The organism is Actinophytocola algeriensis (assembly GCF_014203735.1).
GTDB classification, from domain to species: domain Bacteria; phylum Actinomycetota; class Actinomycetes; order Mycobacteriales; family Pseudonocardiaceae; genus Actinophytocola; species Actinophytocola algeriensis.
Map to the genome: position 1 here is coordinate 316,888 of NZ_JACHJQ010000011.1, position 25,843 is coordinate 342,730.

23 protein-coding genes are annotated in these 25,843 nt (G+C 71.0%); 17 read left to right on the forward strand and 6 right to left on the reverse strand.

Annotated elements, in window-relative coordinates; translation table 11 throughout:
• The first annotated feature begins 40 nt into the window (after positions 1 to 40).
• The 5 genes from FHR82_RS40975 (at position 41) to FHR82_RS40995 (ending at position 3,194) form a co-directional block, all read left to right on the forward strand.
• Positions 41 to 637: a response regulator transcription factor gene (locus FHR82_RS40975; protein ID WP_184816041.1), complete on the forward strand. Its 597-nt coding sequence runs from the start codon at positions 41 to 43 to the stop codon at positions 635 to 637.
• A gap of 175 nt (positions 638 to 812) precedes the next feature.
• Positions 813 to 1,319, forward strand: coding sequence for a hypothetical protein (locus tag FHR82_RS40980; protein WP_184816042.1), 507 nt, complete (start codon positions 813 to 815; stop codon positions 1,317 to 1,319).
• Positions 1,320 to 1,459: 140 nt separating this feature from the next.
• Entirely contained in the window at positions 1,460 to 2,032 is a 573-nt protein-coding gene (locus tag FHR82_RS40985; RefSeq protein WP_184816043.1) for a sigma-70 family RNA polymerase sigma factor, read from the forward strand.
• On the forward strand, positions 2,033 to 2,992 hold the full coding sequence (locus tag FHR82_RS40990; protein ID WP_184816044.1) for an anti-sigma-D factor RsdA: 960 nt from the start codon (positions 2,033 to 2,035) through the stop codon (positions 2,990 to 2,992).
• Between the two features lie 22 nt (positions 2,993 to 3,014).
• On the forward strand, positions 3,015 to 3,194 hold the full coding sequence (locus FHR82_RS40995; protein ID WP_184816045.1) for a hypothetical protein: 180 nt from the start codon (positions 3,015 to 3,017) through the stop codon (positions 3,192 to 3,194).
• Between the two features lie 124 nt (positions 3,195 to 3,318).
• Here the strand turns inward: FHR82_RS40995 and FHR82_RS41000 are convergent, their stop codons facing one another.
• Positions 3,319 to 3,777, reverse strand: a complete 459-nt coding sequence (locus FHR82_RS41000) for a DUF5319 domain-containing protein (RefSeq protein WP_184816046.1) — start codon at positions 3,775 to 3,777, stop codon at positions 3,319 to 3,321.
• Positions 3,778 to 3,815: 38 nt separating this feature from the next.
• On the opposite strand from FHR82_RS41000, the gene guaB reads away from it, so the two are divergent.
• From guaB to FHR82_RS41035, 7 genes are all read left to right on the forward strand, one after another.
• Positions 3,816 to 5,318, forward strand: coding sequence for an IMP dehydrogenase (gene guaB / locus FHR82_RS41005; RefSeq protein WP_184816047.1), 1,503 nt, complete (start codon positions 3,816 to 3,818; stop codon positions 5,316 to 5,318).
• A 47-nt stretch (positions 5,319 to 5,365) separates the two neighbouring features.
• Positions 5,366 to 6,499 (forward strand): GuaB3 family IMP dehydrogenase-related protein, encoded by a 1,134-nt coding sequence (locus FHR82_RS41010; protein ID WP_184816048.1) that lies wholly within the window; start codon positions 5,366 to 5,368, stop codon positions 6,497 to 6,499.
• Between the two features lie 23 nt (positions 6,500 to 6,522).
• A complete protein-coding gene (locus FHR82_RS41015; protein ID WP_184816049.1) occupies positions 6,523 to 8,064 on the forward strand; it encodes a GNAT family N-acetyltransferase in 1,542 nt (513 codons plus the stop codon).
• Positions 8,065 to 8,073: 9 nt separating this feature from the next.
• Entirely contained in the window at positions 8,074 to 9,768 is a 1,695-nt protein-coding gene (locus tag FHR82_RS41020) for an FAD-dependent oxidoreductase (RefSeq protein ID WP_184816050.1), read from the forward strand.
• Positions 9,769 to 9,907: 139 nt separating this feature from the next.
• A complete protein-coding gene (locus FHR82_RS41025) occupies positions 9,908 to 10,861 on the forward strand; it encodes an MBL fold metallo-hydrolase (RefSeq protein WP_184816152.1) in 954 nt (317 codons plus the stop codon).
• Positions 10,861 to 12,330 (forward strand): FAD-dependent monooxygenase, encoded by a 1,470-nt coding sequence (locus tag FHR82_RS41030; RefSeq protein WP_184816051.1) that lies wholly within the window; start codon positions 10,861 to 10,863, stop codon positions 12,328 to 12,330. Before FHR82_RS41025 ends, FHR82_RS41030 begins: the two co-directional genes overlap by 1 nt.
• A 104-nt stretch (positions 12,331 to 12,434) precedes the next feature.
• Positions 12,435 to 13,892: an FAD-binding oxidoreductase gene (locus tag FHR82_RS41035; protein ID WP_311771519.1), complete on the forward strand. Its 1,458-nt coding sequence runs from the start codon at positions 12,435 to 12,437 to the stop codon at positions 13,890 to 13,892.
• Here FHR82_RS41035 and FHR82_RS41040 read toward each other — a convergent pair.
• Positions 13,889 to 15,343 carry an aldehyde dehydrogenase family protein gene (locus FHR82_RS41040; RefSeq protein ID WP_184816052.1) on the reverse strand — a complete coding sequence of 485 codons (1,455 nt, stop codon included), beginning with the start codon at positions 15,341 to 15,343 and terminating at the stop codon, positions 13,889 to 13,891. The two genes, FHR82_RS41035 and FHR82_RS41040, sit on opposite strands and share 4 nt — an antisense overlap.
• Before the next feature lie 66 nt (positions 15,344 to 15,409).
• Here FHR82_RS41040 and guaA point away from each other — a divergent pair, with 66 nt between their 5' ends.
• Positions 15,410 to 16,963 (forward strand): glutamine-hydrolyzing GMP synthase, encoded by a 1,554-nt coding sequence (gene guaA, locus FHR82_RS41045; protein ID WP_311771520.1) that lies wholly within the window; start codon positions 15,410 to 15,412, stop codon positions 16,961 to 16,963.
• Between the two features lie 46 nt (positions 16,964 to 17,009).
• On the opposite strand, the gene FHR82_RS41050 is transcribed toward guaA, so the two are convergent.
• Both FHR82_RS41050 and FHR82_RS41055 read right to left on the reverse strand, forming a co-directional pair.
• Positions 17,010 to 17,213, reverse strand: a complete 204-nt coding sequence (locus FHR82_RS41050) for a hypothetical protein (RefSeq protein ID WP_184816054.1) — start codon at positions 17,211 to 17,213, stop codon at positions 17,010 to 17,012.
• Positions 17,206 to 18,558: a PspC domain-containing protein gene (locus tag FHR82_RS41055; protein ID WP_311771521.1), complete on the reverse strand. Its 1,353-nt coding sequence runs from the start codon at positions 18,556 to 18,558 to the stop codon at positions 17,206 to 17,208. The genes FHR82_RS41050 and FHR82_RS41055 overlap by 8 nt, the downstream gene beginning before the upstream one ends.
• Before the next feature lie 143 nt (positions 18,559 to 18,701).
• Between FHR82_RS41055 and FHR82_RS41060 the strand changes: the two genes are divergently transcribed.
• The 4 genes from FHR82_RS41060 (at position 18,702) to FHR82_RS41075 (ending at position 22,949) form a co-directional block, all read left to right on the forward strand.
• On the forward strand, positions 18,702 to 19,994 hold the full coding sequence (locus FHR82_RS41060; protein ID WP_184816154.1) for an ATP-binding protein: 1,293 nt from the start codon (positions 18,702 to 18,704) through the stop codon (positions 19,992 to 19,994).
• A 27-nt stretch (positions 19,995 to 20,021) separates the two neighbouring features.
• Positions 20,022 to 20,681, forward strand: a complete 660-nt coding sequence (locus FHR82_RS41065) for a response regulator (protein WP_184816056.1) — start codon at positions 20,022 to 20,024, stop codon at positions 20,679 to 20,681.
• A gap of 97 nt (positions 20,682 to 20,778) precedes the next feature.
• Positions 20,779 to 21,585, forward strand: a complete 807-nt coding sequence (locus tag FHR82_RS41070) for a MerR family transcriptional regulator (RefSeq protein ID WP_184816057.1) — start codon at positions 20,779 to 20,781, stop codon at positions 21,583 to 21,585.
• 557 nt (positions 21,586 to 22,142) lie between these two features.
• On the forward strand, positions 22,143 to 22,949 hold the full coding sequence (locus tag FHR82_RS41075; RefSeq protein ID WP_225943991.1) for a nitroreductase/quinone reductase family protein: 807 nt from the start codon (positions 22,143 to 22,145) through the stop codon (positions 22,947 to 22,949).
• Here the strand turns inward: FHR82_RS41075 and FHR82_RS41080 are convergent.
• Both FHR82_RS41080 and FHR82_RS41085 read right to left on the reverse strand, forming a co-directional pair.
• On the reverse strand, positions 22,936 to 23,826 hold the full coding sequence (locus FHR82_RS41080; RefSeq protein ID WP_184816059.1) for a DMT family transporter: 891 nt from the start codon (positions 23,824 to 23,826) through the stop codon (positions 22,936 to 22,938). The two genes, FHR82_RS41075 and FHR82_RS41080, sit on opposite strands and share 14 nt — an antisense overlap.
• A gap of 409 nt (positions 23,827 to 24,235) precedes the next feature.
• Positions 24,236 to 25,822: a serine/threonine-protein kinase gene (locus FHR82_RS41085; RefSeq protein ID WP_184816060.1), complete on the reverse strand. Its 1,587-nt coding sequence runs from the start codon at positions 25,820 to 25,822 to the stop codon at positions 24,236 to 24,238.
• Between the last annotated feature and the right edge of the window lie 21 nt (positions 25,823 to 25,843).

Here is a 25,843-nt window from a genome sequence, read left to right on the forward strand (position 1 = left end):
TAGGGAGTAGTACGTCACTCGGCTGCAGGAAGGAGTCCCCGTGACGACGGTCTTGATTTGCGACGACCGCCGCGGCGTGCGGGAAGGATTGACCCGTGTCATGTCCGCGGTTCCAGGGGTTAGTCGCATCGACTGCGTAGCGCACGGTGACGAGCTGCTCGCCCGCTTCTCCCGTGCGCCGGTCGACGTCGTGCTCGTCGGCACCCAGCGTGCGGTCCCCACAGGTGTGGAGGCAACCCGGCGCCTGGTCTCGGCGAACCCGGCGGCGAACGTCATCGTGTTCGGTGCACCGGACGACGCGGGCAGCATCGCGGCCGCCATCGCGGGCGGTGCGCGTGGTTACCTCCGGTGGGACGCCTCCCGTCCCGAGCTGGTCGCCGCGCTCGCGCACACGCTGGCGAGCACGTCGGTGCCCGCACCCCGGCAGCCGTCCGACCCCGGTGTCCAGCTCACCGACCGGGAGCTGCAGGTGCTGCGCGGCATGGCGATGGGCAAGAGCAACGGTCAGATCGGGCGGGAGCTGTACCTGTCCGAGGACACGGTGAAGACGCACGCGCGTCGCCTGTTCCGCAAGCTCGGCGTGCGGGACCGGGCGCAGGCCGTGGCGCACGGCTTCCGCCGGGGGCTCGTCTCCTAGGCTCTGCTGTGTGACGTCAGTCGGTGGGTCCGGTGCGACCGGGCCAGGTGGGACCGGAGTGCGTGGAAACGGGTCTGGCGACAGGGATGGGTCTGCCAGGCCCTCTTCCGCTGATGAGGGGTCAGCGGACGTCGCGAGGGGCGAGTACGACCAGGACGAGTACGGCGAGTACGTCGTGCGGCCGTGGTGGGCCAGGACGTCGACGCTCGTCGTCGCCGTCGTAGTCCTGTTCGTCGTGTCCGGGGCAGTCACCGCGTGGTTGCGGATCTCCGACCTGCGAGAACAGGTCGACACCCTCGAAGCGCAAACGTTTGCGGCCGAGTCCGCCCGGCAGGACGCGATCCTCCTCGCGGAGGACCTCGCCACCTACGACTACCGCGACCTCGGGGGTAATTTCCGCCACGTCGCGGCACGCGCCACCGACCGGTTCGCGGGCCAGCTCAGCACGCTGACCGAAGAGCTGGGCCCCGAGCTGCAGCAGACCCGCGCGGTCGCGACAGCCACCGCCCGGTCGGCCGGGGTGGTACGCGCCGACACCGCGAAAGCCGTGGTCATGGTGTTCGTCGACCAGACCGTCACCAACACGAAGTCGCCAGAGCCCAGGGTGGAGCGGAGCAGGATGGAGCTCACCCTGGTCCGGGACGACGGTGTGTGGCGGTTAGACCAGGCGGGGGAACTCTGACGTGTCCCTTCCGGCCGCAAGGGCGCCGATTGTGTTGCGCGGTACGGTGGGTGACACCTCCGTGAGTGACGGCACAGTCCCCTCGGGGTGTGACATGGAACTGACCGTACCTGCACGTAACGTTGAGGCTGCTCGCTGCGATGACCACATTGGGGGACGGACTGGACGCTTCTGTAGGCGCTGCCGTCGACGGTGATCCACGTGCCATTGACCGTGTGCTTGCGTCAATCCGGCCCCTTGTCGTGCGGTATTGCCGCGCGCGGGTAGGCAGGCAGGAGCGATCCTTCGCTTCGGCGGACGACGTCGCACAGGAGGTGTGTCTCGCGGTGCTAACGGCATTGCCCAGCTACCGCGACCAGGGACGACCGTTCCTGGCCTTCGTGTACGGCATCGCCGCGCACAAGGTGGCTGACGCGCACCGTGCGGCAGGGCGTAACCGATCCGAGCCCGTTGCCGACGTACCGGATGAGCCCGAGACCGACGCCGGGCCCGAGCAGCGTGCCATGCAACAGGACCTGAGCCGCCGGATGCGGGACCTGCTCGACGTACTACCCGACAAGCAGCGTGACATCGTGCTGCTGCGAGTGGTGGTCGGGCTCTCGGCCGAAGAGACAGCGGAGGCGATCGGCTCCACCCCGGGTGCGGTACGGGTGGCTCAACACCGGGCCCTCGCCCGGTTGCGGAAGACTCTGTCAGCGGAGGAGGTGGTCTGAGTGAGTGATCGAAGAGATCAGCCCGAGTTCACGGACTTCGACGAGAACGCGGACACCGAGGCCATCGACCTCGCGCTGGTACATGCCGACGACGAATTCCTCGACCTGCTCGGCGGTGCCCGGATGGCCGACGACGACGACCCCCTCGGCGAGTTCGGCGACGAACGGCTCACCGAGCTGCTCATGTCGTGGCGCCGGGACGTGGACGCCGAGCCCATCGGCGACCTCGTCGACACCAAGCTCGCGACCGTGACCGTGCAGGCGGCGAAGATGCGCAGGAAGCGCAGACCGCGGCTGCTCGTGCCGGTCGCCGCCGCCGCTGCCGTCCTGGCGATCGCGTTCGCAGGCGTCGGCCTCGCGGCCAGGGACGCCCAGCCCGGCGACACACTCTGGGCCCTCTCGAAGGTCCTCTACGCGGAGCGCGCCCGCTCGGTCGAGGCCGCCGAGACCGTCAAGCAGGACCTCGCGCAGGCACGTGCCGCGCTGACCGAAGGCAACGTCGAGGTCGCCAAGTCCAAGCTCGAGGACGCCAGCACCGCGCTGCCGACCGTCATGAGCGAGGACGGCAAGGACGAGCTGCTCCAGCAGCACCGCTCGCTCGTCGCACAGCTGCCCGGCACCCCCTCCGGTGACCCGGGCGCGCCACCCAGCCCGGAGCCGTCGACACAGCCGGACCCCGGCACCGGCAGCTCCAGCGGCGGGGACAGCGGCTCGAGCGACCCGTCGGCGACCGACCCGACGGGCACCACGTCGCCGAGCACTCCGCCGGACGAGAGCCAGACCTCGCCGCCGCCGACGAGCACCACCAGCGAACCGCCGCGCAGCGACACCGGTACGCCGAGCGGTGAGACCGGCGGCGAACCCGCGGGCGGCGAGCCCGCGGGCGGTGAACCCGCGGGTGGTGAACCCGCGAACGTCGAGGGCGCGGTGGCCGACGCGGGCACCGGCGCGGTGAACTGACGCCCGGGTACGCTGCCACGCCATGACAGCGGGCCACGTGTACAGCCAGGCCCCTCGCTGCTCCCGCTGCGAGGGACGGGCCTTGCTGACCAAGGAAGCAGCGCAGGCCCTCGCCGACGAGTCACTGGGCAGGCTGACGGTCGCGTCGTGCCCCGCCGAGGACGGCTGGCACCTGTACGCCCCGCCACAGGACGCCGAGTAGCGCGTGTCCTGTGGATCTTCGTGCAGAGTCTGTCCTGACCAGCAGTTACCTCAGGGGAACGTGACCGCACTCAGCCACCAGCCACCTGCGGTCCGCCGGTGTCGCTGGGTCAGGACCAGAACTTTCAAGTCCGGGGAGGCGGACTGGCCGTGGCGGTCTGTTTCGCCGTCGCCGTGATGCCGTCGATGAAGCCGCGGCAGTACTCCCAGCTCACGTACGCGGCCGGGTTCGGGTCGAACGCGGGCTCGTGCGGGCGCATCCTGCCGTCGGCCAGCAGCTGCTCCAGCGACGCCCGCAGCAGCGCCCAGTCGTGGTAGTGCGGCTCCTGGCACTCGGCGCAGTCCACCACCACGCCGCGCACGGAGCGCTGTTCCAGCAGCGCCTGGTAGACGGCCAGATCCCGCAGGTCGGCCAGCAGCTCGTCGCGCTCCTGGGCCGATACCGGTTCCGGGCTGGCCGGGTCCTCGTCGGAGAAGGCCCACACGGGATCGTTCGGGTCGCCGGCGAACGGGTCCGGGGGCAGTGCGTCGTCCCTCACGCACCGCACGGTACCGGGAAGGGCCCGCCCATGGGCAGATACCATGGGTCAACTGCGGAAACCCCGTACCAAGAAGGGCCACGATGACCACCGCTGAGGGGATCCCGGCCAAGTTCGCCACGCTCGGCCTCACCTTCGACGACGTGCTGCTCCAGCCGTCGGAGTCCGACGTCGTCCCCAGCGAGGTCGACACGAGCACCCGCCTGACCCGCAACGTCACCCTGCGTATCCCGCTGGTGTCGGCGGCGATGGACACCGTCACCGAGTCGCGCATGGCCATCGCCATGGCCCGCCAGGGCGGCATCGGCATCCTGCAGCGCAACCTCTCCATCGAGGAGCAGGCGCGGCAGGCCGAGACCGTCAAGCGGTCCGAGGCGGGCATGGTCACCGACCCGGTCACGTGCTCGCCGACCGACACGCTCGCCGAGGTCGACGCGCTCTGCGCCCGCTACCGCATCTCCGGCGTCCCCGTCACCGACGCCGCGGGCACGCTCGTGGGCATCATCACCAACCGCGACATGCGCTTCGAGGTCGACCACACGAAGCCGGTCAGCGAGGTCATGACCAAGGGCCCGCTGATCACCGCCCAGGTGGGCGTGTCGGCCGACGCCGCGCTCGGGCTGCTGCGCCGCCACAAGGTGGAGAAGCTGCCGATCGTGGACGGCGAGGGCAAGATCCGCGGCCTGATCACGGTCAAGGACTTCGTCAAGACCGAGCAGTTCCCGAACGCCACCAAGGACCCGGACGGCCGCCTGGTGTGCGGTGCCGCGGTCGGCGTCGGCGACGACTCGTGGAAGCGCGCCATGACGCTCGTCGAGGCGGGTGTGGACGTGCTGATGGTCGACACCGCCCACGGCCACTCCCGCGGCGTGATCGAGATGGTCGCGAAGCTGAAGAAGGAGCTGGGCGACACGGTGGACGTGGTCGGCGGCAACGTCGCCACGACCGCCGGGGCGCAGGCCCTGGTCGACGCGGGCGCGGACGGCGTGAAGGTCGGCGTCGGGCCCGGCTCGATCTGCACCACCCGCGTCGTCGCCGGCGTCGGTGTGCCGCAGATCACGGCGATCTACAACGCGGATCTCGCGTGCCGCCCGGCCGGCATCCCGGTGATCGGCGACGGCGGCATCCAGTACTCCGGTGACATCGCCAAGGCCATCGCCTCGGGCGCGTCCGCGGTCATGCTGGGCAGCCTGCTCGCGGGCACCGCCGAGGCACCCGGTGATGTGATCCTGGTCAACGGCAAGCAGTTCAAGACCTACCGGGGCATGGGCAGCCTCGCCGCCATGCAGTCGCGTGGCGCTGCCAAGTCGTACTCGAAGGACCGCTACTTCCAGGACGACGTGCTGAGCGAGGACAAGCTGGTGCCGGAGGGCATCGAAGGGCGGATCCCCTTCCGCGGCCCGCTGTCGCAGGTCGTGCACCAGCTGGTCGGCGGCCTGCGGTCCGGCATGGGCTACACCGGCTCGCACAGCATCGCCGACCTGCAGCGCGCCCAGCTCGTCCGGATCACCGCCGCGGGGCTCAAGGAGAGCCACCCGCACGACGTGACGATGACCGTCGAGGCCCCGAACTACACGACTCGCTGAGCCGAGCCGCAGGTTCGCTCCGCAAGCTCCGCCAGAAAGGAACTCCCGTGCCGGATCTTGTCGAGATCGGCATGGGGCGAACCGCCCGCCGCGGCTACGCGCTGCACGAGGTGGAGATCGTCCCGTCCCGCAGGACCCGGTCGTCGCAGGACGTGTCGACCGAGTGGAAGATCGACGCGTACCGCTTCGACATCCCGCTGCTGACGCACCCGACCGACGCGGTCGTGTCGCCGTCGGTGGCGGTGGAGGTCGGCAAGCTCGGTGGTCTCGGCGTGCTCAACGCCGAGGGCCTGTGGGCCCGGCACGCGAACGTCGAGCAGGTGCTCGAGCGGATCGTCGCCACCCTCGACGACCTGGACCACACCGCGCTGACCCGGCTGCTGCAGGAGCTGCACGCGGCGCCGATCAAGCCGGAGCTGATCACCGAGGCGGTCAAGCGGGTCGCCGAGGCCGGGGTGACGGCCGCCGCGCGGGTGAGCCCGCAGCGGGCCGCGGAGCTGACACCCGCGCTGCTGGCCGCCGGGGTGGAGATCCTGGTCGTGCAGGGCACGATCGTGTCCGCGGAGCACGTGTCGCGCGACGGTGAGCCGCTGAACCTGAAGTCGTTCATCGCCGAGCTGGACGTGCCGGTGATCGCCGGTGGCGTGCACGACTACCGCACGGCCATGCACCTCATGCGCACCGGCGCGGCCGGTGTCATCGTCGGCTACGGCACGGGTGTCGCGACGACCACGGACAGCGTGCTGGGCATCGGTGTGCCGATGGCGACGGCGATCGTCGACGCGGCCGCCGCACGCCGCGACTACCTCGACGAGACCGGTGGCCGGTACGTGCACGTCATCGCCGACGGCGAGGTCGACGGCAGCGGCGACATCGCGAAGTCCATCGCCTGCGGCGCGGACGCGGTCATGCTGGGCAGCCCGCTCGCCACCGCCAAGGAGGCCCCGGGCCGGGGTCTGTACTGGACCGCGGCCGCCGCGCACCCGTCGCTGCCGCGCAGCCGGGTCATCCCGGCGGCCGTCGAGGAGGAGATCACCGACCTCCGCACGCTGCTGTTCGGCCCGTCGTCGGACCCGGACGGTGTGATCAACCTGTTCGGCGCCCTGCGGCGCGCGATGGCGAAGACCGGCTACTCGGACCTGAAGGAGTTCCAGAAGGTCGGCCTCTCGGTACGCGGATGAGCGAAGCTTGCGGAGCGAACATCGTGGCTGGAGAGATCGTTGCCGCACGGGACGGTGTGGGGCTCGCCGAGCTGACCGACGACGACCGCCGGGTGCTCGACGAGCAGGGCGACGGCGCCTACGACGTCGACCCGGACGACCGCCCGGCACTGCACTTCACGTTCGAGGTACACCGGCTCGCGATCGTGGCCGCCGAGACCGGCGCCGTGCTCGGTTCGGTCAACTGGCACGCCGTCGGCTACGGCCGCACCGCCGCCTGCACCGCGTGGAACATCGGCATCGGCCTGCTGCCCGCCGCACGCGGCAAGGGCGCAGGCGTGACGGCATTGCGCCTGCTCATCGAGCACCTGTTCGCGACCACCGAGGTGGACCGGATCGAGGCCAGCGCCGACGTCGGGAACGTGCGGTCGCAGAAGGCGCTGCGCAAGGCGGGCATGCGGCGCGAAGGCGTGCTGCGGGGCGCGCAGCGGCGCGGCGGCGAGCGGCGCGACATGGTCGGGTTCGCGATCCTGCGGTCCGACCTGCCCGACCCGGACGCAGTCCGCGAGATCGTCGCGACCGGCGACGGCATCGCGCTCGCCGTCCCGCTGCCCGGCGACGCCGAGGCGATGGGCGAGCAGCGGTACGCGAGCGACTTCGACCTCGATCCCGACGACCGGCCGCTGCGCCACCACCCGACCTCGGAGCGGCTCGTCGTGCTCGACCGGGCCACCGAGCAGCTGCTCGGCGCCATCAGCTGGCACGCCGTCGGCTACGGCCCGACCGCGGCCTGCGAGGCGTGGAACATCGGGCTCGCGCTGGTGCCGGAGGTGCGGGGTCGTGGCGCGGGCACGACCGCGACCCGGTTGCTCGCCGAGTACCTGTTCGCGTCCACCGACATCGACCGGATCGAGGCGAGCACCGACCGGGAGAACGTGCCGGCTCAGCGCGTGCTGGCGAAGGCGGGGTTCCGGCCGGAAGGCCTGATCCGCGGTGGTCAGCTGCGGGGTGGGCGCCGCCGCGACATGCTGTCCTACAGCCTGCTGCGCACCGACGCCATCGAGGACGCGGAGTCCGCGGACCGGCACGTCGTGATCGAACGCGACGGCGTGGTGCTGGCCGAGCCGGGCCCTGGCGACCGCGAGGCGTTCTACGTGGCGGCGGCCGGGGACTTCGCCGTCGACCCGGACGACCGGCCGCGGGTCGCCGGGCCTGCGCGGACGTCGCTGTTCAGCGTGCTCGACGCCGGGACCGGTGACCTGCTCGGCGGCGTCAGCTGGCACGCGGTCGACTACGGCGGCACCGTGTCGTGCTCGGCGTGGAACATCGGCATCGGCTTGCTGCCGGCCGCTCGCGGCCGGGGCATCGGCACGGCCGCGCAGCGGTTGCTGGTGGAGCACCTGCTGGCCACGACCGAGCTGGACCGCGTCGAGGCCAGCACCGACATCGACAACGTCGCCGAGCAGCGGGCCCTGGAGAAGGCCGGTTTCCGGCGGGAGGGCGTGCTGCGGGGCGCGCAGCTGCGCGGCGGTGTCCGGCGGGACCTGGTGCACTACGGGCTGGTCCGGAGCGACGTCGAGGCCTAATCTCGACGCATGGGTGAACTCGCGAGTAGGACTTCCGGTAACACCCACGACTACGACGTCGTGATCGTGGGTTCCGGGTTCGGCGGCAGCGTCGCCGCGCTACGGCTCACGGAGAAGGGCTACCGGGTCGCGGTCGTCGAGGCGGGCAGGCGGTTCGCGGACGACGAGTTCGCCACGACGTCGTGGAACCTGCGGCGTTACCTGTGGGCGCCCGCGCTCGGGTGCTTCGGCATCCAGCGGATCCACCTGCTCAACGACGTGATGGTGCTGGCCGGGTCGGGGGTCGGCGGTGGGTCGCTGGTGTACGCGAACACGCTGTACCGGCCGCTGAAGCAGTTCTACGCGGACAAGCAGTGGGCGCACATCACCGACTGGGAGGCGGAGCTGGCGCCGCACTACGACCAGGCCTCGAGGATGTTCGGCGTGGTCGAGAACCCGACGATCACCCCGGCCGACGAGGTGATGCAGAAGGTCGCCGCGGACATGGGTGTGGCCGACTCGTTCCACCCGACACCCGTTGGTGTCTTCTTCGGCACGCCGGGCTTCGAGGTCCCGGACCCGTTCTTCGGTGGCGCGGGCCCGTCCCGCACGGGCTGCACCGAGTGCGGCTCCTGCATGACCGGGTGCCGCGTGGGCGCGAAGAACACGCTGGTGAAGAACTACCTGTACCTGGCGGAGCAGCACGGCGCGAAGGTCATCCCACTGACGACGGTGACCGCGGTCCGCCCGCTGTCCGATGGCTACGCGGTGGACCTGCGCCGCACCGGCCGCCGGGCCAGGGCGACGATCACGGCCGGGCAGGTGGTGCTGGCGGCGGGCACGTGGGGCACCCAGCGCCTGCTGCACACGATGAAGGACCAGGGTGTCCTGCCTCGCCTGTCCCGCCGCCTGGGCGAGCTGACCCGCACCAACTCGGAAGCGATCATCGGCGCCGGCCGCACGTCGGTCGACCCGGAGCGCGACTTCAGCCGCGGTGTCGCGATCACGTCGTCCATCCACCCGGACGAGACCACCCACATCGAGCCGGTCCGGTACGGCAAGGGCAGCAACGCCATGGGCCTGCTGCAGACGATCGCGACGGACGGCGCCGCGGCGGCCCCCAGGTGGCTGCAGGCGGCGTGGTTCATGGTCCGGCACCCGGTGCGGACGGCGCGGCTGCTGCGGACGCGCCGGTGGAGCGAGCGGACCGTGATCCTGCTGGTGATGCAGAGCCTGGACAACTCGATCACGACCTACACCCTGCGCGGCCTGTTCGGCAGGCGGAAGTACACGTCCCGCCAGGGCCACGGCGACCCGAACCCGGCCTTCATCCCGGCGGGCTACGAGGCGAACCAACTGGCCGCGAAACACATCGACGGCATCGCGGGCGGCACGTGGGGCGAGATCTTCAACATCCCGCTGACGGCCCACTTCATCGGCGGCTGCCCCATCGGTGCCACCGAGGAGGACGGCGTGATCGACCCGTACCACCGCGTCCACGGCTATCCGGGCCTGTCGATCGTGGACGGCTCGGCGATCTCGGCCAACCTGGGCGTGAACCCGTCGCTGACGATCACCGCACAGGCGGAGCGCGCGTTCTCGTTCTGGCCCAACAAGGGCGACCCCGACCCGCGCCCGGCGGCTGGTTACGAGCGGCTGACACCGGTGCCACCGCGGGCTCCCGCGGTCCCGGAGAACGCCCCGGCCGCACTGTGGATCCGCTGAAGTAGGGCGGCCGCCGGGGATCCGGCCGGGCGCGACGAGACCCGCGGCGTCCCGACGGCGCCCTCATCGTTTGCTGTCGGGCGACTGATCCAGTGGGTACGCTCCGTTCGCAGGTGGTCACGACGGAGTGGGGTACGAGATGGCGTTCGCGTCCAGTGGGGATCTCGCCGCCAAGGAGGAGACGTTCGCCGAGTTGGCGCCCGGGGTCTACGCGCTGACCGCGGAGGGCGACCCCAACGTCGGCGCCATCGAAGGCCCCGACTTCGTCGTCTGCTTCGAAGCCCGCGCGACGCCCGTCGCCGCGCGGCGGTGGCTCGGCAGGCTGCGGGAGCGGACCGACAAACCCGTGCGCTACCTGGTGCTGAGTCACTACCACGCCGTCCGCGTCCTCGGCGCCAGCGCGTTCGGCGCCGCCGAGATCATCGCCCACACCGAGACGAAACGCCTCATCGCCGAGCGCGGGCGGGAGGACTGGGCGTCCGAGTTCGCCCGCATGCCGCGGCTGTTCGAGGACCCCGACTCCATTCCCGGCCTCACCTGGCCGACGCTCACCTTCACCGACCGCATGGTCATCCCGCTCGGCGGCGACCGCGAACTGGTGCTCGTGCACTGCGGGCGCGGCCACACCGCGGGGGACATCGTGGCGTGGCTGCCGCACGAGCGGATCCTGTTCGCCGGGGACCTCGTCGAGGCGCAGGCCGCCCTGTACACCGGCGACGCGTTCCACACCGAATGGGCATCGTCCACTTTGGACAACGTGCAGGGCCTGGGTGCCGAGGTGCTCGTCGGTGGCCGGGGGGCGGTGGCGGCCGGTGCGGACGCGGTGTTCGCCGCCATCGCGCAGAGCAGGCACTTCCTCGACGAGCTGCGCCGCACGGTCGGTGCCGCCCACGCCGCGCGCGGCACGCTAAAGGACGCGTTCCAGGCCGCACACGACGCGCTCGCGCCCGAGTTCGGTGGCTGGCCGATCTTCGAGCACTGCCTGCCGTTCAACGTGCAGCGGTACTGGGACGAACTCGACGGCATCGACTGGCCGCGCATCTGGACCGCCGAACGCGACCGGGAAGTCTGGGCCGCGCTCAAGGACTCCTGATGCGCGTACTGGTCGTCGGCGCCGGGCCGGTCGGGATGACGGCCGCGTTGCTGCTCGCGCGGCAGGGTGTTCCCGTCACCGTGCTGGAGGCGGCGCCGAGTCGTGAGCTGGTCGGCAGCAGGTCGATCTGCGTGCAACGCGACGTGCTCGACGTCCTGGAGCGCGCCGGGGTCGGCTCGCAGGTCGCCGACGTCGGGGTCACCTGGACACGCGGCCGCACCTACTACCGCGAGCACGTCGTCGGCGAGATCACGTTCCCCGAGGTGGGCGAGGCCGCGTTCCCGCCGTTCGTGAACACACCGCAGACGATCGTGGAGTTGTTGCTGGAACAGCGAATCGCGGAGGAGCCGCTCGTCGACCTGTACTACGACCAGGAGGTCGTCGACCTCAGCCAGGACGACGACGGCGTCTCACTGTCCACATCGGACACCGGGTACCGGGGCACGCACTGCGTCGCGGCGGACGGCCCCCGCTCCGCGGTGCGTGACCTGCTGGGCCTCCCGTTCGACGGGATGTCGTTCGCCGAGCGGTTCCTGATCGCCGACATCCGCGCGGATCTCGGGTTCGCGCAGCCGGAGCGGCGGTTCTACTTCGACCCGCCGTGGAACCCGGGCAGGCAGGTGCTGCTGCATCCACAGCCCGGCGGGGTGTGGCGGATCGACTGGCAGGTGCCCGCGGATTTCGACCTGGCGAACGAGGATCTCGACTCCCGGATCCGCGCGATCGTCGGTGACGCGGACTACGAGATCGTGTGGCTGTCGGTGTACCGGTTCCACCAGCGCCGGGTGCCGAGGATGCGGGTGGGCCGGGTCCTGCTGGCCGGCGACGCGGCGCACGTGATGAGCCCGTTCGGTGCGCGCGGCCTGAACTCCGGCATAGCGGACGCGGACAACCTCGCGTGGAAGATCGCCCTGGACCGGGAGAACCTGGCCGGCCCGGCGCTGCTGGCTTCCTACGACGACGAACGAGGAGCCGCGGCGGCGGAGAACCTGCGCATCACGGGCGAGACGATGCGTTTCCTGGTGCCGCGAACCCCGGAGGACCGCGAACGCCGCCTGGACGTGCTGACCCGAGCGGTCGACGACGAGTCCGCCCGGCCGGAGATCGACTCGGGCAAGCTGGCGACGCCGTTCACGTACACGGACTCCCCACTGACGACCACCGGCGGCGGCCTGTGCCCGGACGCCCGGCTGATGTGCGGCAAGCGGTTCCGGGAGCTGGGCACGTTCGTGGTGCTGACCCACTGGTGTGACTGGCGCCCTGCGGACGAGTGGGAGCGGTCGGTGGTCGGCGAGGTGATCCCACTGGACCAGGAGGACGACACGGTGCTGGTGGACGCGCTGCGCCTGAACCCACGGCAGGCGGTGGTGGTACGCCCGGACGGACATGTAGCGGCGGTGGTGACCGAACCCCAGGGCGGCATAGCACCGCTGATCACGAAGGCCCTGCGCCGCGCAACGGGTTGGTAACTCGTACAGCCAGGGCCATTTCGTGTTCGGCACCTGACACTCGATCGGGTGGTTCGGACAACCTGTCTCCGCACCACACGTCTGATCGAACGGGAGGTGTCGGGGTGATCGATCGACGGCGTTTCATGGGGGTCGCGGCGATGGGGGCGGTGGCCGCGGCGTGTTCACCCAAACCCGGTGACGCGTCGCCCACCAGCACCACCAGCACGACGCCACCGCCCGCCACCACCACACAGGCGCCCGTCCCGCCCGACTGGCACGCGCTCCGCGCCCAGCTGCCCGGCGGCCTCGACCTGCCCGGTGACAGCGGCTACCCGATCTCGGCGCGGTCCTACAACCCGCTCTTCGACAACCGCGAACCCGCCGCCATCGCGCACTGCACCAGCGTCGCCGACGTGCAGCGTTGCATCGACGTCGCCCGCCTGGCGCGGATGCCGGTCGCCGCGCGGTCCGGTGGGCACAGCTACGCCGGGTACAGCACCCCCGACAAGGGTCTCGTGCTCGACCTGCGGCCCATGGCCTCCGTCCAGGTCACCGGCGACACCGCGCGGATCGGTGCGGGGGCCCGGCTCATGGAGGTCTACGGCGCGCTCGCCGACGCCGGTCGCGCGCTGCCGGCCGGGTCCTGCCCGACCGTCGGCATCGGCGGTCTCACCCTCGGCGGCGGCATCGGCGTCACCGCCCGCAAGTACGGCCTGACCTGCGACAAGCTCGTGTCCGCGCAGGTCGTCACCGCCGACGGCGAACAGCACACCGTCACCGACGGCGACCTCCTCTGGGCGCTCAAAGGCGGCGGGGGCGGCAACTTCGGCGTCGTCACCTCGTTCATGTTCGCCACCGAGCCCGCGCCCGACATGACCGTGTTCTCGCTCAAGTACCCCTCGGGCGCCACCGCCGACGTCGTCGGCGCCTGGCAGGAGTGGATCGCGCGGCAGCCCGACGAGATGTGGTCGAACTGCATCGTCTCCGCGGGCTCACCACCCACCTGCCGGGTCAGCGGCGCGCTCGTCGGCGACGAGACCACCTGCAAGGAACTGCTCCGCACCATGCCGCGCGCGTCGTCGGTCCTCATCGCAGGCAAGGGTTTCCTCGACGCCATGCGCTACTTCGGCGACTGCTCACAGCGCAGCATCGCCCAGTGCAGGCCGGAGTCCGAGGGCGGGCAGCTCGGCCGCGCCTCGTTCACCGCCTCGTCCCGGATGCTCAACACGGCCGTCGACCCGGCCGCACTCGTGCACCTCCTGGACGGCCGCGCCCGGCTCGACGTCCTGCTCGACGGGCTCGGCGGCGCCGTCGCCAGGACAGAGCCAGGTGACACCGCGTTCCCGCACCGGAAAGCCCTGGCCTCCGCGCAGATCTACTCGTCCGGCGGCGCCCAGGACGTGGTCGAGGTGCGGGACGGGCTCGGGCAGCTGGCCGGGCCGCACGGGTACGTCAACTACATCGACGCGACCATGCCGAACTGGGCTGATGCGTACTACGGCGACAACCTCCCGCGCCTGCGGAAGGTCGCCGCCACGTACGACCCGGACAAGGTCTTCACGTTCGCCCAGGCGGTTTAGAGCTCCAGCCCGGTGAGCACCATGACGCGCTCCTCGGTCATGTCCGCCATCGCGGAACGCACGCCCTCGCGGCCGAACCCGGAGCCCTTCACGCCGCCGTAGGGCATCTGGTCGGCGCGGAACGACGGCACGTCGCCGACGATCACGCCGCCCACCTCCAGCTCGGCGCGCGCACGGAACGCGACCTGCACGTCCTTGGTGAACAAACCGGCCTGCAGCCCGTACTTCGAGTCGTTGACCTGCGCGAACGCCTCGTCCACGCTGTCGACGACCGACACCGACAGGACCGGCCCGAACACCTCCTCGGCCCACACGTTCTGGTCGAACGGCACCTCGGACAACACGGTCGGCTCGACCGTCGCGCCGTCGCGCTTGCCGCCCGCGAGGAGCTTCGCGCCCGAGGAAACGGCTTCGTTGACCCACTTCTCGACGCGTTCGGCCGCGGCCTCGTCGACCAGCGGGCCCACCTCGACGTCCGGGTCGTGCGGGTCGCCGGTGCGCAGCGCGCCGATCGCGTCCAGGAGCTTCGGCAGGAACTCCTCCGCCACCGGGCGTTCGACGATCACCCGCTGCACCGCGATGCACGACTGGCCGGCCTGGTAGTTGGAGAACGTCGCGATCCGCTTCGCCGCGAAGTCCAGGTCCTGCCAGTCCGCGCACACGACCGCCGCGCCGTTGCCGCCCAGCTCCAGCACGACCTGCTTGCGCGGCGCGGCATCCATCAGCGACCAGCCGACCGGACCGGAACCGGTGAACGACACCACCGGCAGCCGAGGGTCCTTGACCAGCGCCATCGTCTCCTCGTTGCCGACCGTCAGCACCGACCACGAGCCTTCCGGCAGGTCGGTCTCGGCCAGCAGCTCACCCAGCAGCAGCGCCGACAGCGGCGTGCGCGGCGCGGGCTTCACGATGATCGGCGCGCCCGCCGCGAGCGCGGGCGCGATCTTGTGCGCCACCAGGTTCAGCGGGAAGTTGAACGGCGCGATGCCCAGCACCGGCCCGCGCGGCACTCTGCGCACCACCGCGAGCCGCCCCTCCGCGTTCGGGTCGGTGTCCAGCCGCTGCAGCTCACCGGAGAAGCGGCGGGCCTCCTCCGCGGCGAACCGGAACGTCGACACCGCCCGGTTCACCTCGAGTACCGCCCAGCGGAGTGGCTTGCCGTTCTCCGCGGTGATCATCTCCGCGATCTCCTCCGCACGCGCGGCCAGCTGGCGGGACACGTGGTCCAGCGCGGCCGCACGGACGTGCGCGGGCGTGGTCCGGAAGGTCAGCTGCGCGTCCACGGCCGCCGCGACCGCACGCTCGACCTGTTCGGCGTTCGGCACACAGACGGTCGCGATCTCGTTCCCGTCGAACGGATGGTGGACGGCGAGGGTCTGGTCACTCTGCTCGGCACGGCCCGCGATCCAGGCAGGACGCGGGGTAGGCAGGTGCTGCTCGGTCGCGTTCATACCCCCACCGTAGTTCCCGGCACCGTGGTTCCGCTGTGGTACTGGGCCTCGTGCGATGCTGTCGCCGTGACCGACAACTTCCACCGGCCAGTCCTCGTCGTCGACTTCGGCGCGCAGTACGCGCAGCTCATCGCCCGCCGCGTGCGCGAGGCGCAGGTGTACTCCGAGGTGGTGCCGCACACCGCGGCGGTGGCGGAGATGCTCGAGAAGGACCCGCTGGCCATCGTGCTGTCGGGCGGGCCGTCGAGTGTGTACTCAGAGGGCGCGCCCGCTGTGGACCCCGCGCTGTTCGAGGCCGGGGTGCCGGTGTTCGGCATCTGCTACGGCTTCCAGGCGATGGCGCAGGCGCTCGGCGGCACCGTCGAGCACACCGGGGCACGTGAGTTCGGTCGCACCGACCTCGCCTCCGACGGTGGTGTGCTGCACACCGACCTGCCCGCGAAGCACCCGGTGTGGATGTCGCACGGCGACTCGGTGACGGCGGCCCCGCCCGGGTTCGCGGTGACCGCGTCGTCCTCCGGCGCGCCGGTCGCGGGGTTCGAGGACACCACGCGGCGGTTCGCGGGCGTGCAGTACCACCCCGAGGTGGCGCATTCGCCGCACGGCCAGGAGGTGCTGCGCCGCTTCCTGCACGAGGTCGCGGGCATCCGGCCACAGTGGACGATCGCGTCCATAGTGGAGGAGCAGGTCGCGAAGATCCGCGAGCAGATCGGTGACGGGCGGGCGATCTGCGGCCTGTCCGGCGGCGTCGACTCGGCGGTCGCGGCGGCACTGGTGCAGCGCGCCATCGGCGACCGGCTGACCTGCGTCTTCGTGGACCACGGCCTGCTGCGGGCTGGTGAACGCGGCCAGGTGGAACGCGACTTCGTGTCGGCGACCGGGGTGAACCTGGTGACGATCGACGCCCGCGAACGCTTCCTGGCGGCACTCGACGGGGTCACCGACCCCGAGCACAAGCGCAAGATCATCGGCCGCGAGTTCATCCGCGTGTTCGAACAGGCAGAACGGGACCTGAAAGCGCAGGGCGACTACCGGTTCCTGGTGCAGGGCACGCTGTACCCGGACGTCGTCGAGTCCGGCGGCGGCACCGGCGCGGCGAACATCAAGAGCCACCACAACGTCGGCGGCCTGCCGGACGACCTGCAGTTCGAGCTGGTCGAGCCGCTGCGCGAGCTGTTCAAGGACGAGGTCCGCCGGGTCGGCCTGGAACTGGGCCTGCCGGAGACGATCGTGCACCGGCAGCCGTTCCCCGGGCCGGGCCTTGGCATCCGGATCATCGGCGCGGTCACGGCGGAGCGCCTGGAGATCCTGCGTGCGGCCGACTCGATCGCCCGCGAGGAGCTGACCGCCGCCGGCCTCGACCGCGACATCTGGCAGTGCCCGGTGGTGCTGCTGGCGGACGTGCACAGCGTGGGCGTGCAGGGCGACTTCCGGACCTACGGGCACCCGGTGGTGCTGCGGCCGGTGTCGTCGGAGGACGCCATGACCGCCGACTGGACCCGTCTCCCGTACGACGTGCTGGAACGCATCTCGACCCGCATCACGAACGAGGTCTCGGAGGTCAACCGGGTCGTGCTGGACGTGACGTCCAAGCCCCCGGGCACCATCGAGTGGGAGTGAGCACAACGACGAGCTCCCCTCGTGAAGAGGGGCGCTCGTCGTGTGTCTAGCGCTTGCCGCGCAGTGACGACGCCAGCAGCAGGATTCCCACCAGCAGTGCGCCGCCGGCCAGCAGCCACGTCGGGTTGGGGATCTCGAACGCGCCGTCTGTGAGTACGAACGCCGACACCAGCAGCGTCCCGATGCCCGCGAGGCCGGTCAGCAGGTCCGGGAAGCCCCGGCGGGTCTCGTTCTGGTCGCGGTCAGCCACGACGCACCTCCACGTTCCCCGTGTTCGCTTCGACCTTCAGCTCGATCCGCAGCCCGCCCGGCCCGTCGTTGCCCAGGCTTTCCAGGTCTTCGATCTTCGACTCGATGCCGGACTCGCTCGCTTCGAGGCAGCTCGCGTTGCCACGCTCCGTCTCGCACGTCAGGACCACGTCCGCGTCCGCGGGCACGATCACCTCGACGTTCCCGATGTCGGTGCGCGCCTTGACCTCCAGCACCTCATCGGCCGTTGCCGAGGACGCCGGCAGCTGCGTCAGGTCGACGGTCACGTTGCCGACCGATCGCTCGTACTCGCGTTCCACCTGTGACAGCGCCATCGGCTGCGCGGTCAGGTCGCCGAAGCCGCGGTACTCACCGGGCGTCACGACCGTCAGCGCCAGCCCCGCCACCGACAGGGGCACCGCCAGTGCGATCAGGCCGCGGCCGCCGCGGACGAACGCGCCGGCCACCATGCCGAGACCGAGGATCGCCAGGACCACACCCACGATGTGCTGCGGCGTGATCCACCCGCCCATCGCGAACGCCATGCCCGCCGCGGCCACCAGCGCCAGCCCGACCGTCATCGTGCCGACCCGCGACCTGCGCTTCTTGACGGGCGGCTCCGACGGCTCCTCCGGCTCCGGCGCGGCAGGCTCCGGCAGGTCCCACGCGAACGGCGCCGCGCCAAGCGGGTCCCACGCGGGTGGCGTGGTGCGGTCGTCCACCGGCGGTGTCACGTCGACCGGCGCACCGGCCAGCGGCGTGAACGGCACGTCGGCCCGTGCCGCGGCGGGTGGCGTCGGCATGGGGGGCGGCATCGACATCGGCATCGACATCGGCGCCGACGTCATCGGCATCGTCGGCATGGCCGTTTCCGCCTGCGGCGCCGAGGGCCGAGGGCCGAGGTGGCCGCGGCTCTGGTGCAGCAGGTACAGCAGCCCGCCGATCACCACGAGGCTCATCCACGTCGGGAAGGTCCCGATGGGCGAGCCACCGAAGAACCAGCCCAGCACCGGCACCAGCACGATGCCCAGCAGGATGGTGAACCCCGACGACGTCGAGCTGCGGCCCTTGCCGAGCAGCGACTCCGCGGGCGACACCTCGTCGTCCTCCTCGGGCAGGAACAGCCAGCCGAGCAGGTAGAACAGGATCCCCGCACCGCCGTAGATGGTGGCCACGACGAACCCGACCCGCACCAGCACCGGGTCGATCCGGTACCGGTTGGCGATGCCCGCGGAGACGCCTGCGATCTTCCGGCCGCGTCGCGGTCGCCGCGGTCGGGTGGCCCAGAAGTCCTTGACCGCGTCCTCGGCGCGCATCGCGCCGCCCGGTCTCTGTGTCGCACTCACGGTAGACAGCATGCGTCGGCACCCCGGTCCAGCACATCCGGGAATCACCCTGAACCCCACGGTCCGGGTTTTTCCCTGATGGAGCGCGCGCGGACCCGTGTGACGATGGCACAGTGACTGTGCAGGCCGAGATACGAGAGCCGGTGGTGGACGCGGACCTCGAACGCGTGGCGCGGGACCAGGCCGACGACGACCTGAAGGTGCGTCGCCGGCGGACCGGTCGTGCCGTCGCGGGGGTCGCGGGCGGGATCGCCGACCACCTCGGCATCGGCGTCCTGTGGACCCGCATGGCGTTCGCGCTGCTCGCGGCGTTCGGCGGCGCCGGTGTGCTCGCCTACGGCCTGCTGTGGGTGTTCGTCCCGCAGGCCCGCAACGAGCCGAAGCCCGTCGAGGTCACCGTCAAGGAGAAGCAGCAGGCCCGCGGCCTGCTCGCGATGGGCATCGGCCTCGCCGTCGGTGTCGGCGCGCTGTCGGGGATGCTCAACGGCTGGGTCGCCGGTGGCATCGCGGTCACCCTGGTCGGTGCCGCACTGGTCTGGCGGGAGGCCGACGAGCAGCAGCGCCGCCGCTGGACCAAGTCCGGTGTCGTCGGCGCGGTCGTCGGGTCCGGCGGCCGGTCCGCGCTGGTGCGGGTGCTGACCGGTGGGATGCTGGTCGTCACGGGGATCGTGGTGTTCCTGGCCCGCAGCGTGAACCTCGACCAGATGCAGTTCGCGCTGGCCGCCGTGCTGGCCGCGCTGGTCGGCGTCGCGGTGCTGACCGTCCCGTTCTGGCTGCGGCTGGTCCGCGACCTCGGCGAGGAGCGCACGCAGCGCATCCGCACCGAGGAACGCGCCGAGATCGCCGCGCATCTCCACGATTCCGTGCTGCAGACGCTCGCGCTGATCCAGAAGCAGTCCGAGGCGCCGCGCGAGGTGCTGCGCCTGGCGCGGGGCCAGGAACGGCAACTGCGCAGCTGGCTGTACGGCCCGTCCGGCTACGGCCGCGGCCGTCCCGTCGAGGGCGCGCAGGCCGGTGGCGCTGGTGGCACCCCGGAGGCCACGTCGCTGTCCGAGGCGATCGAACGGGCCTGCGGTGAGGTCGAGGACCAGTTCGCGGTCAAGGTCCAGCACGTCGTCGTCGGCGACTGCCAGCTCGACGAGCGGCTGACCGGCCTGGTGTACGCGGCCCGTGAGGCGGCGGTCAACGCCGCCAAGCACGCCGGGGTCGGCGAGGTCAGCGTGTACGCCGAGGTCGAGCCGGAAACCGTCGAGATCTTCGTGCGTGACCGCGGCAAGGGCTTCGATCCGGACACCGTTCCCGCCGACCGGCATGGCCTCGCCGACTCCATCCGGGGCAGGATGGAGCGCAACGGCGGTGAGCTGCGCCTGCGGACCGCGCCCGGCGAGGGCACAGAGGTGCAGCTGCGCATGCCGCGTGTCAGTGTCGGTTCGTAACTGCCGGTTCGTAGAGGGGTGTCAGCGATGGCGGAGAAGCCCGTAAGGGTGTTCCTGGTGGACGACCACGGCCTGTTCCGGGCCGGGGTGCGTGCCGAGCTGGACTCCATCACCGACGAGGTCGAGGTCGTCGGTGAGGCGGGCACGGTCGGTGAGGCGGTCGCCGGGATCGCGCACAAGAAACCGGACGTGGTGCTGCTCGACGTGCACATGCCCGACGGCGGCGGCGCCGAGGTGCTGCGCCGGTCGCGGCCCGACAACCCCGAGGTCGTGTTCCTGGCGCTGTCGGTGTCCGACGCGGCCGAGGACGTCATCGCGGTCATCCGGGCCGGTGCGCGCGGGTACGTCACCAAGACGATCTCCAGCCACGAGCTGGTCCGCGCGGTCGTGCGGGTTTCCGAGGGCGACGCGGTGTTCTCCCCGCGCCTGGCGGGTTTCGTGCTGGACGCGTTCGCCGACCGGCCCGGCGCCGCACCGATCTCCGACCCGGAGCTGGACCTGCTGACCCCGCGCGAACGCGACGTGCTGCGGCTGCTCGCCCGCGGGTACGCGTACAAGGAGATCGCGGCGGAGCTGTTCATCTCGGTGAAGACGGTGGAGACGCACGTGTCGAGCGTCCTGCGCAAGACGCAGCTGTCGAACCGGTACGAGCTGTCCCGCTGGGCTTCGGACCGACGGCTTGTCTGAGCGGAGCTTGCGGAGCGAACATCGTCATTGTCGAGCTTGCGGAGCGAACATCGTCATTGACTCTCACACGGTGTGAGGTCATAGACCTGGGCCCGTCATGTTCAGTATCGGAGACTTCGCCAGACACGGCCGCGTGTCGGTCCGCATGTTGCGGCACTACGACGCGATCGGCCTGCTGCGGCCCGCACGCGTGGACCCGCATTCGGGGTACCGCGGGTACGAGGCCGGGCAGCTGTCGCGCCTGAACCGCATAGTCGCCTTGAAGGACCTGGGTTTCACGCTGGAGCAGGTCGCGACGATCATCGACGACAAGGTCGGGATCGACGAGCTGCGTGGCATGCTGCGGCTGCGGCAGGCCGACCTGCAGACCCGGATCGTGGCGGACCGGGCCAGGCTGACGGCCATCGAGGCGAGGCTCCGTTCGATTGAGACGGAGGGCGCCATGCCGGTCCAGGATGTGCAGGTCAAAAAGGTTCCGCCGGTGCGGGTCGCGGAGGTCACGGGGGTGGCCGCGAGCTTCGAGCCGGGGTCGGTCGGCCCGGTGATCGGGCCGCTGTACGACGAGCTGCACGGCTATCTGCAGGCGGCCGGGGTCGAGCCGGTGGGCCCGGGGATCGCTTACTACGAGGACGCCGAGGACGGCGGGGTGCTGGTGCACGCCGCGTGCCCGGTCAACGTCCCGGCGGTGGACGGCGCGACCGTGGTGGACCTGCCGGGCATCGAACGCGCGGCGACGATCGTGCACCACGGGGACATGGACAACGTGCTGTCGACCATCCAGACGCTGGCGACGTGGATCGAGGAGAACGGCCACACGTCGGCGGGCTACAACCGCGAGGTGTACCTGGAGGCGATGGGCGACTGCTCGACATGGGTCACCGAACTGCAGGAACCGCTGAAGTAGGGGCGGCCGCCGGCCCCCGGTCACCACGCTACGGCACAGCACCGACATCCCGGCCCGGCGCGACCCGAGTTGTCCACAGCCGACCCGGTTGTCCACAACTGGGCTGACGCGCTGGATTTCGCCACCTCCAGCTGGTAGACTGGCAAGGCGGGACGCCCCCGGGACAGGGTGGGGGTTGCGTTCCGGCCGGTTTCGGTTCTGCGGGCGCCGCGGAGCGGCGGTTTGTGCCCTGAAAGACGCTTTCGTGACGCTCAGTGCCCCAAAAGCGTCTTTCAGGGCATCGTCGGCGGCGCGGCGGCCACGGACGGGTGCGTGAAAGCCGTGCCCTGACTTTGCCGGTGTCCTCGGGTCCCCGTGTGGCGTCGCCGGTCTGGACCATCTCCAGTCTTGGCTGGTTCAATGGCCGGGTGCCGCGTGGCCTCGCCAGCACAAGGGCGAGGGTGGGCGAGCACCCAACTTTCCAAGGGGATGATGTCCGTGGCCAACCACAACATCGGCGCCGCCTGACCGCTGACGCCCGCGCGGTCATCCCCTCCTCCCTGCACAGCTCTGTCCTTTTGGCGATCGGGAGACGCCGCGCACTCGCCTGTGCTCGTTCACCCGAACCCGGAAGAGGAACTTTGATCATTTCGTTGACCACGACCGGCGCGCGCAGCGGCCGGTCCCACACCGTCGAGATCGGCGCGGTGCCCGACGGCGACACGTTGCTCGTCGTCGCGTCCGCGGGCGGGGCGTCGCGGCACCCGGCCTGGTTCCACAACCTGAAGGCCAACCCGCGCGTCACCGTCGACGGCCGTCGCACCGCGATCGCCGTGGCCGCGGCCGAGGAGGAACGTGACCGGCTGTTCGACGTGGTACTCGACACCGCACCCGGCTACGCCGACTACCAGCGGCAGACCAGCCGGGTGCTGCCGGTCGTCGTGCTGCACCCGGAGGACCCCGACGTCGTGCGCGTCCGGGCGGCGGGCGACGAGCTCGTCGCGCTGCACGGCTGGTTCCGCCAGGAGCTGGCCGCGTTGCGGTCCGGCGCCGAGGTCGAGTTCACCGACGACCTCCGCAGCAACTGTCTCGCGTTCTGCGTCGGCCTGGAGCGGCACCACATGGGCGAGGACTACGCCGTGTTCTCGTTCCTGCAGCAGCGTTTCCCCGAGCTGGGCCCGGTCCTGGAGCAGTTGCGGGCCGAGCACGTGAAGGTCGCGCGGCTGCGTGGTGAGCTGTCGGTGCTCGCGGCACAGGACAGCCCGTCCCCGGACGATTTCGACCGTCTGGACGTGGCACTGACCGCGCACCTGGATCGTGAGGAGGCGCTGCTGGTGCCGCTGCTGAACGCGTTGCCGGACGTGCCGTGGCCTAAGGTCGGCTGACCGCGACGACCGGGGTCGGCGCCGCCGGTATGGGCCGCCGGCGCCGCACCCTGGTCAGCGACACCCCGCCGAGCACCACGACCATGCCCGCGATCACGTGCGGTGTCAGGGTTTCGTCGAGGAACAACGCGCCAAGCAGGACGGACACGACCGGCAGCAGGTAGCCGACGGTGGCCGCGTTGGTGGGCCCTTCGTCGGTGATGAGCCGGTAGCTGAGGGCGAACGCGAACCCGGTGCCGAAGATCCCGAGGATGAGGACCGCGATGGCCGCGTCCCAGCGCAGGTGGATCGGCGCGAACCCGTCGAAGGGCAGGGCGAGCGCCATGAGCCCGGTGGCGGCGAGGATCTGCGACGCGGACAGCGCGATCGGCGCGACCCCGCGCCCGGACACGAACCTCCCGATGTAGGCGAAGCTGATCGAGTAACAGATCGCGGCGACGAGGATGATCAGCGCGCCCCAGCTCGCGACCTCCGCCTCCCACGGCGAGAAGATCAGCAGGGTACCGACGAACCCGAGCACGAGCCCGCTGATCTTCGCGGCGGACAGGTCCTGTTCGGACCGCAGCACGATCGCGATGAGCAGCACCCACAGCGGGGTCGTGGCGTTGAGCACCCCGGCGACCCCGGAGTCGACGGTCTGCTCACCGATACCGAACAGCGTGAAGGGAATGGCGTTCCCGATCAACGCGGCGACGGTGAGGTGCCCCCACAGCCGCCGGTCGCGCGGCAGCCTGCGCCGACCACCCCAGCAGAGCGTGACGAGCACGGCCGCCCCGAGCACGAGCCGCACGAAGGTCATCTGGACCGGCGTGAAACTGGCGAGCCCCATCTTGATCCAGAGAAAACTGGACCCCCAGAACAACGCCAACAGCCCCATGCGAACGAGCGTCGCACCACCACCACGGATCACGAGACCCACGGTGCACTCGGCGGCCCGGTAGGACAAGCAAATAGAAGCACACTGACGCGTTAGCAAAACTGAAAGATCAGAAGAGGTCCCCGGCGATCCCCGAAGCAGCCGGAGCCGGCCCAACCACGCACCCGACCTGCACAAACTCCGCGAACCAGCCGGAACGCAACCCCCACCCTGTCCCGTGGGCGTCCCGCCTTGCCAGTCTACCAGTTGACGGCGGCAGAATCCAGCGCGCGAGCCGAACTGTGGACAACTCACCCTGCTGTGGACAACTGCCCTCGCGGCGACCGTCGTTGTCGGTGCGCGCCGCTACGCTGGTGATCGGGGGCTGGCGGCCGCCCCAAGCACAACAACAGGACCAGGACCGGACGGCTCAGCCGTCGTCCTCGTCGTCCTCGTCGGACGCGTTGCCCAGCTTCTTGTAGGAGTCGATCAGCAGCTCGTCGTCCTGTTCGACAAGCGTCAGCCGGTACTCCTCAGTGGACGTCCGGTCCCGCTTCGTCACGAACTCGAGCGTCGCGTCGACGACGGCGCCCGACGCGGTCGTCGACACCACGTCCACCGACTCCACGGTTTTCCAGAACCGCTTGTACGCCCGCACACCGCCGGACTTCTCCTGCGCGTTCGCCGTCATCATCGCCCACGCCGCGTCCACGTCGTCCGGGAGCCGGTCGTAGTAGTCCCGGACCGCCGCCTCGTAGTCCTCCGGCGTCGGCTCCTCGGAGGTGGCCGACGTGGCAGAGGTCGCCGACGTGGCAGAGGTGGCCGACGGTGATGGCGCCGCGCCGTTGTCGTCGTTGGTGTTCGCCAGCAGGCTCGCCACCAGGATCCCCACCAGCGCCGCCGCGATGATCGCCAGCACCGTCAGCACGATCGACCGCACCCGCGAGGCACCCGGGGCCGCCGCGGGCCGCTGCTGCGGCGGGGGCGGCGTCTGCTCCCGCATGATCGGGCCGCTCGGCACCGGCTCCGCGAACGGGTGCACGTCCAGCCGCGTGCCCTCGTGCGGGGGCGCTGCCACCGGCGGAGGCGGCGCGGACCACCTCGGCGGGGTGGGCGGCGGGACGGGCGGACGCGCGGGCAGCCGGTTGCCGGCGATCCGGTCGGTTGGCGCCGCGGCGGCGCTGAGCGTCGGCTGCCTGCCGTCGGCGACCGCCAGCAGGCTGTCCCTGGTCACGGTCAGCGACGGCCGCTCGGACGGTTCCACCCGCAGCAGCTGCATCAACAGCGCGGTCAGCGGACCGGCCTGCCTGGGCGGCGTGATCTTGCCCGCCGCCACCGCGTACAGCAGCGCCAGGGTGTTCTCGCTCAGTCCGAACGGGGAGTGGCCCTCGATCGCCGTGTACAGGGTCGAACCCAGCGAGAAGACGTCCGCCGCGGGCTTGGGGTCCTCGCCCTTCGCGACCTCGGGGGCCAGGTACGCGGGGGTACCGGCGAGCATCCCGGTCGCGGTGACCGTCACGTCACCGGTGGCGCGGGAGATGCCGAAGTCGGTGATCTTCACTGTGCCGTCGTCGCCGAGCAGCACGTTCGCCGGCTTGATGTCGCGGTGCACGATGCCCGCGGCGTGTGCGGCGACCAGCGCCGACGCCACCTGCGCGCCGATCCGCGCGACCTCGGTGGGTGGCAGGGTGCCCTGTTCGGTCAACACCGTCGCGAGGCTCTTCGACGGCAGGTACTCCATGATCAGCCACGGGTCGCCGTCGTGTTCCGCGACGTCATACACCGTGATGGCGTTGGGATGCGTCAGTCGTGCCGCGATCCGCCCTTCCCGCATGCATCTTCGGCGCGCCTCCTCGGCCTGCGCGGCCGAGAGACCGGGCTGCAGCAGCAGCTGCTTGACGGCGACCGTGCGGTGCAACCGCTCGTCGTGCGCCTGCCACACGATGCCCATCGCGCCGCTGCCGATCTGGCGGCCCAGCTGGTATCGCCCGGCGACGAGCGCACCCTCCGCCGTCATGGAGTGACCCCCCGAAAGTGC

What these genes read in the sequence shown, in the direction of transcription:
- guaB (WP_184816047.1), top strand. Translation starts at nt 3,816, where the DNA reads ATGACCACCGCTGAGGGGATCCCGGCCAAGTTCGCCACGCTCGGCCTC.
- FHR82_RS41085 (WP_184816060.1), bottom strand. Translation starts at nt 25,822, where the DNA reads ATGACGGCGGAGGGTGCGCTCGTCGCCGGGCGATACCAGCTGGGCCGC.
- FHR82_RS41025 (WP_184816152.1), top strand. Translation starts at nt 9,908, where the DNA reads ATGGCGTTCGCGTCCAGTGGGGATCTCGCCGCCAAGGAGGAGACGTTC.
- FHR82_RS41020 (WP_184816050.1), top strand. Translation starts at nt 8,074, where the DNA reads ATGGGTGAACTCGCGAGTAGGACTTCCGGTAACACCCACGACTACGAC.
- FHR82_RS41000 (WP_184816046.1), bottom strand. Translation starts at nt 3,777, where the DNA reads ATGGTATCTGCCCATGGGCGGGCCCTTCCCGGTACCGTGCGGTGCGTG.
- FHR82_RS40985 (WP_184816043.1), top strand. Translation starts at nt 1,460, where the DNA reads ATGACCACATTGGGGGACGGACTGGACGCTTCTGTAGGCGCTGCCGTC.
- FHR82_RS40995 (WP_184816045.1), top strand. Translation starts at nt 3,015, where the DNA reads ATGACAGCGGGCCACGTGTACAGCCAGGCCCCTCGCTGCTCCCGCTGC.
- FHR82_RS41030 (WP_184816051.1), top strand. Translation starts at nt 10,861, where the DNA reads ATGCGCGTACTGGTCGTCGGCGCCGGGCCGGTCGGGATGACGGCCGCG.
- FHR82_RS41080 (WP_184816059.1), bottom strand. Translation starts at nt 23,826, where the DNA reads ATGGGGCTGTTGGCGTTGTTCTGGGGGTCCAGTTTTCTCTGGATCAAG.
- FHR82_RS41070 (WP_184816057.1), top strand. Translation starts at nt 20,779, where the DNA reads ATGTTCAGTATCGGAGACTTCGCCAGACACGGCCGCGTGTCGGTCCGC.
- FHR82_RS41065 (WP_184816056.1), top strand. Translation starts at nt 20,022, where the DNA reads ATGGCGGAGAAGCCCGTAAGGGTGTTCCTGGTGGACGACCACGGCCTG.
- FHR82_RS41040 (WP_184816052.1), bottom strand. Translation starts at nt 15,343, where the DNA reads ATGAACGCGACCGAGCAGCACCTGCCTACCCCGCGTCCTGCCTGGATC.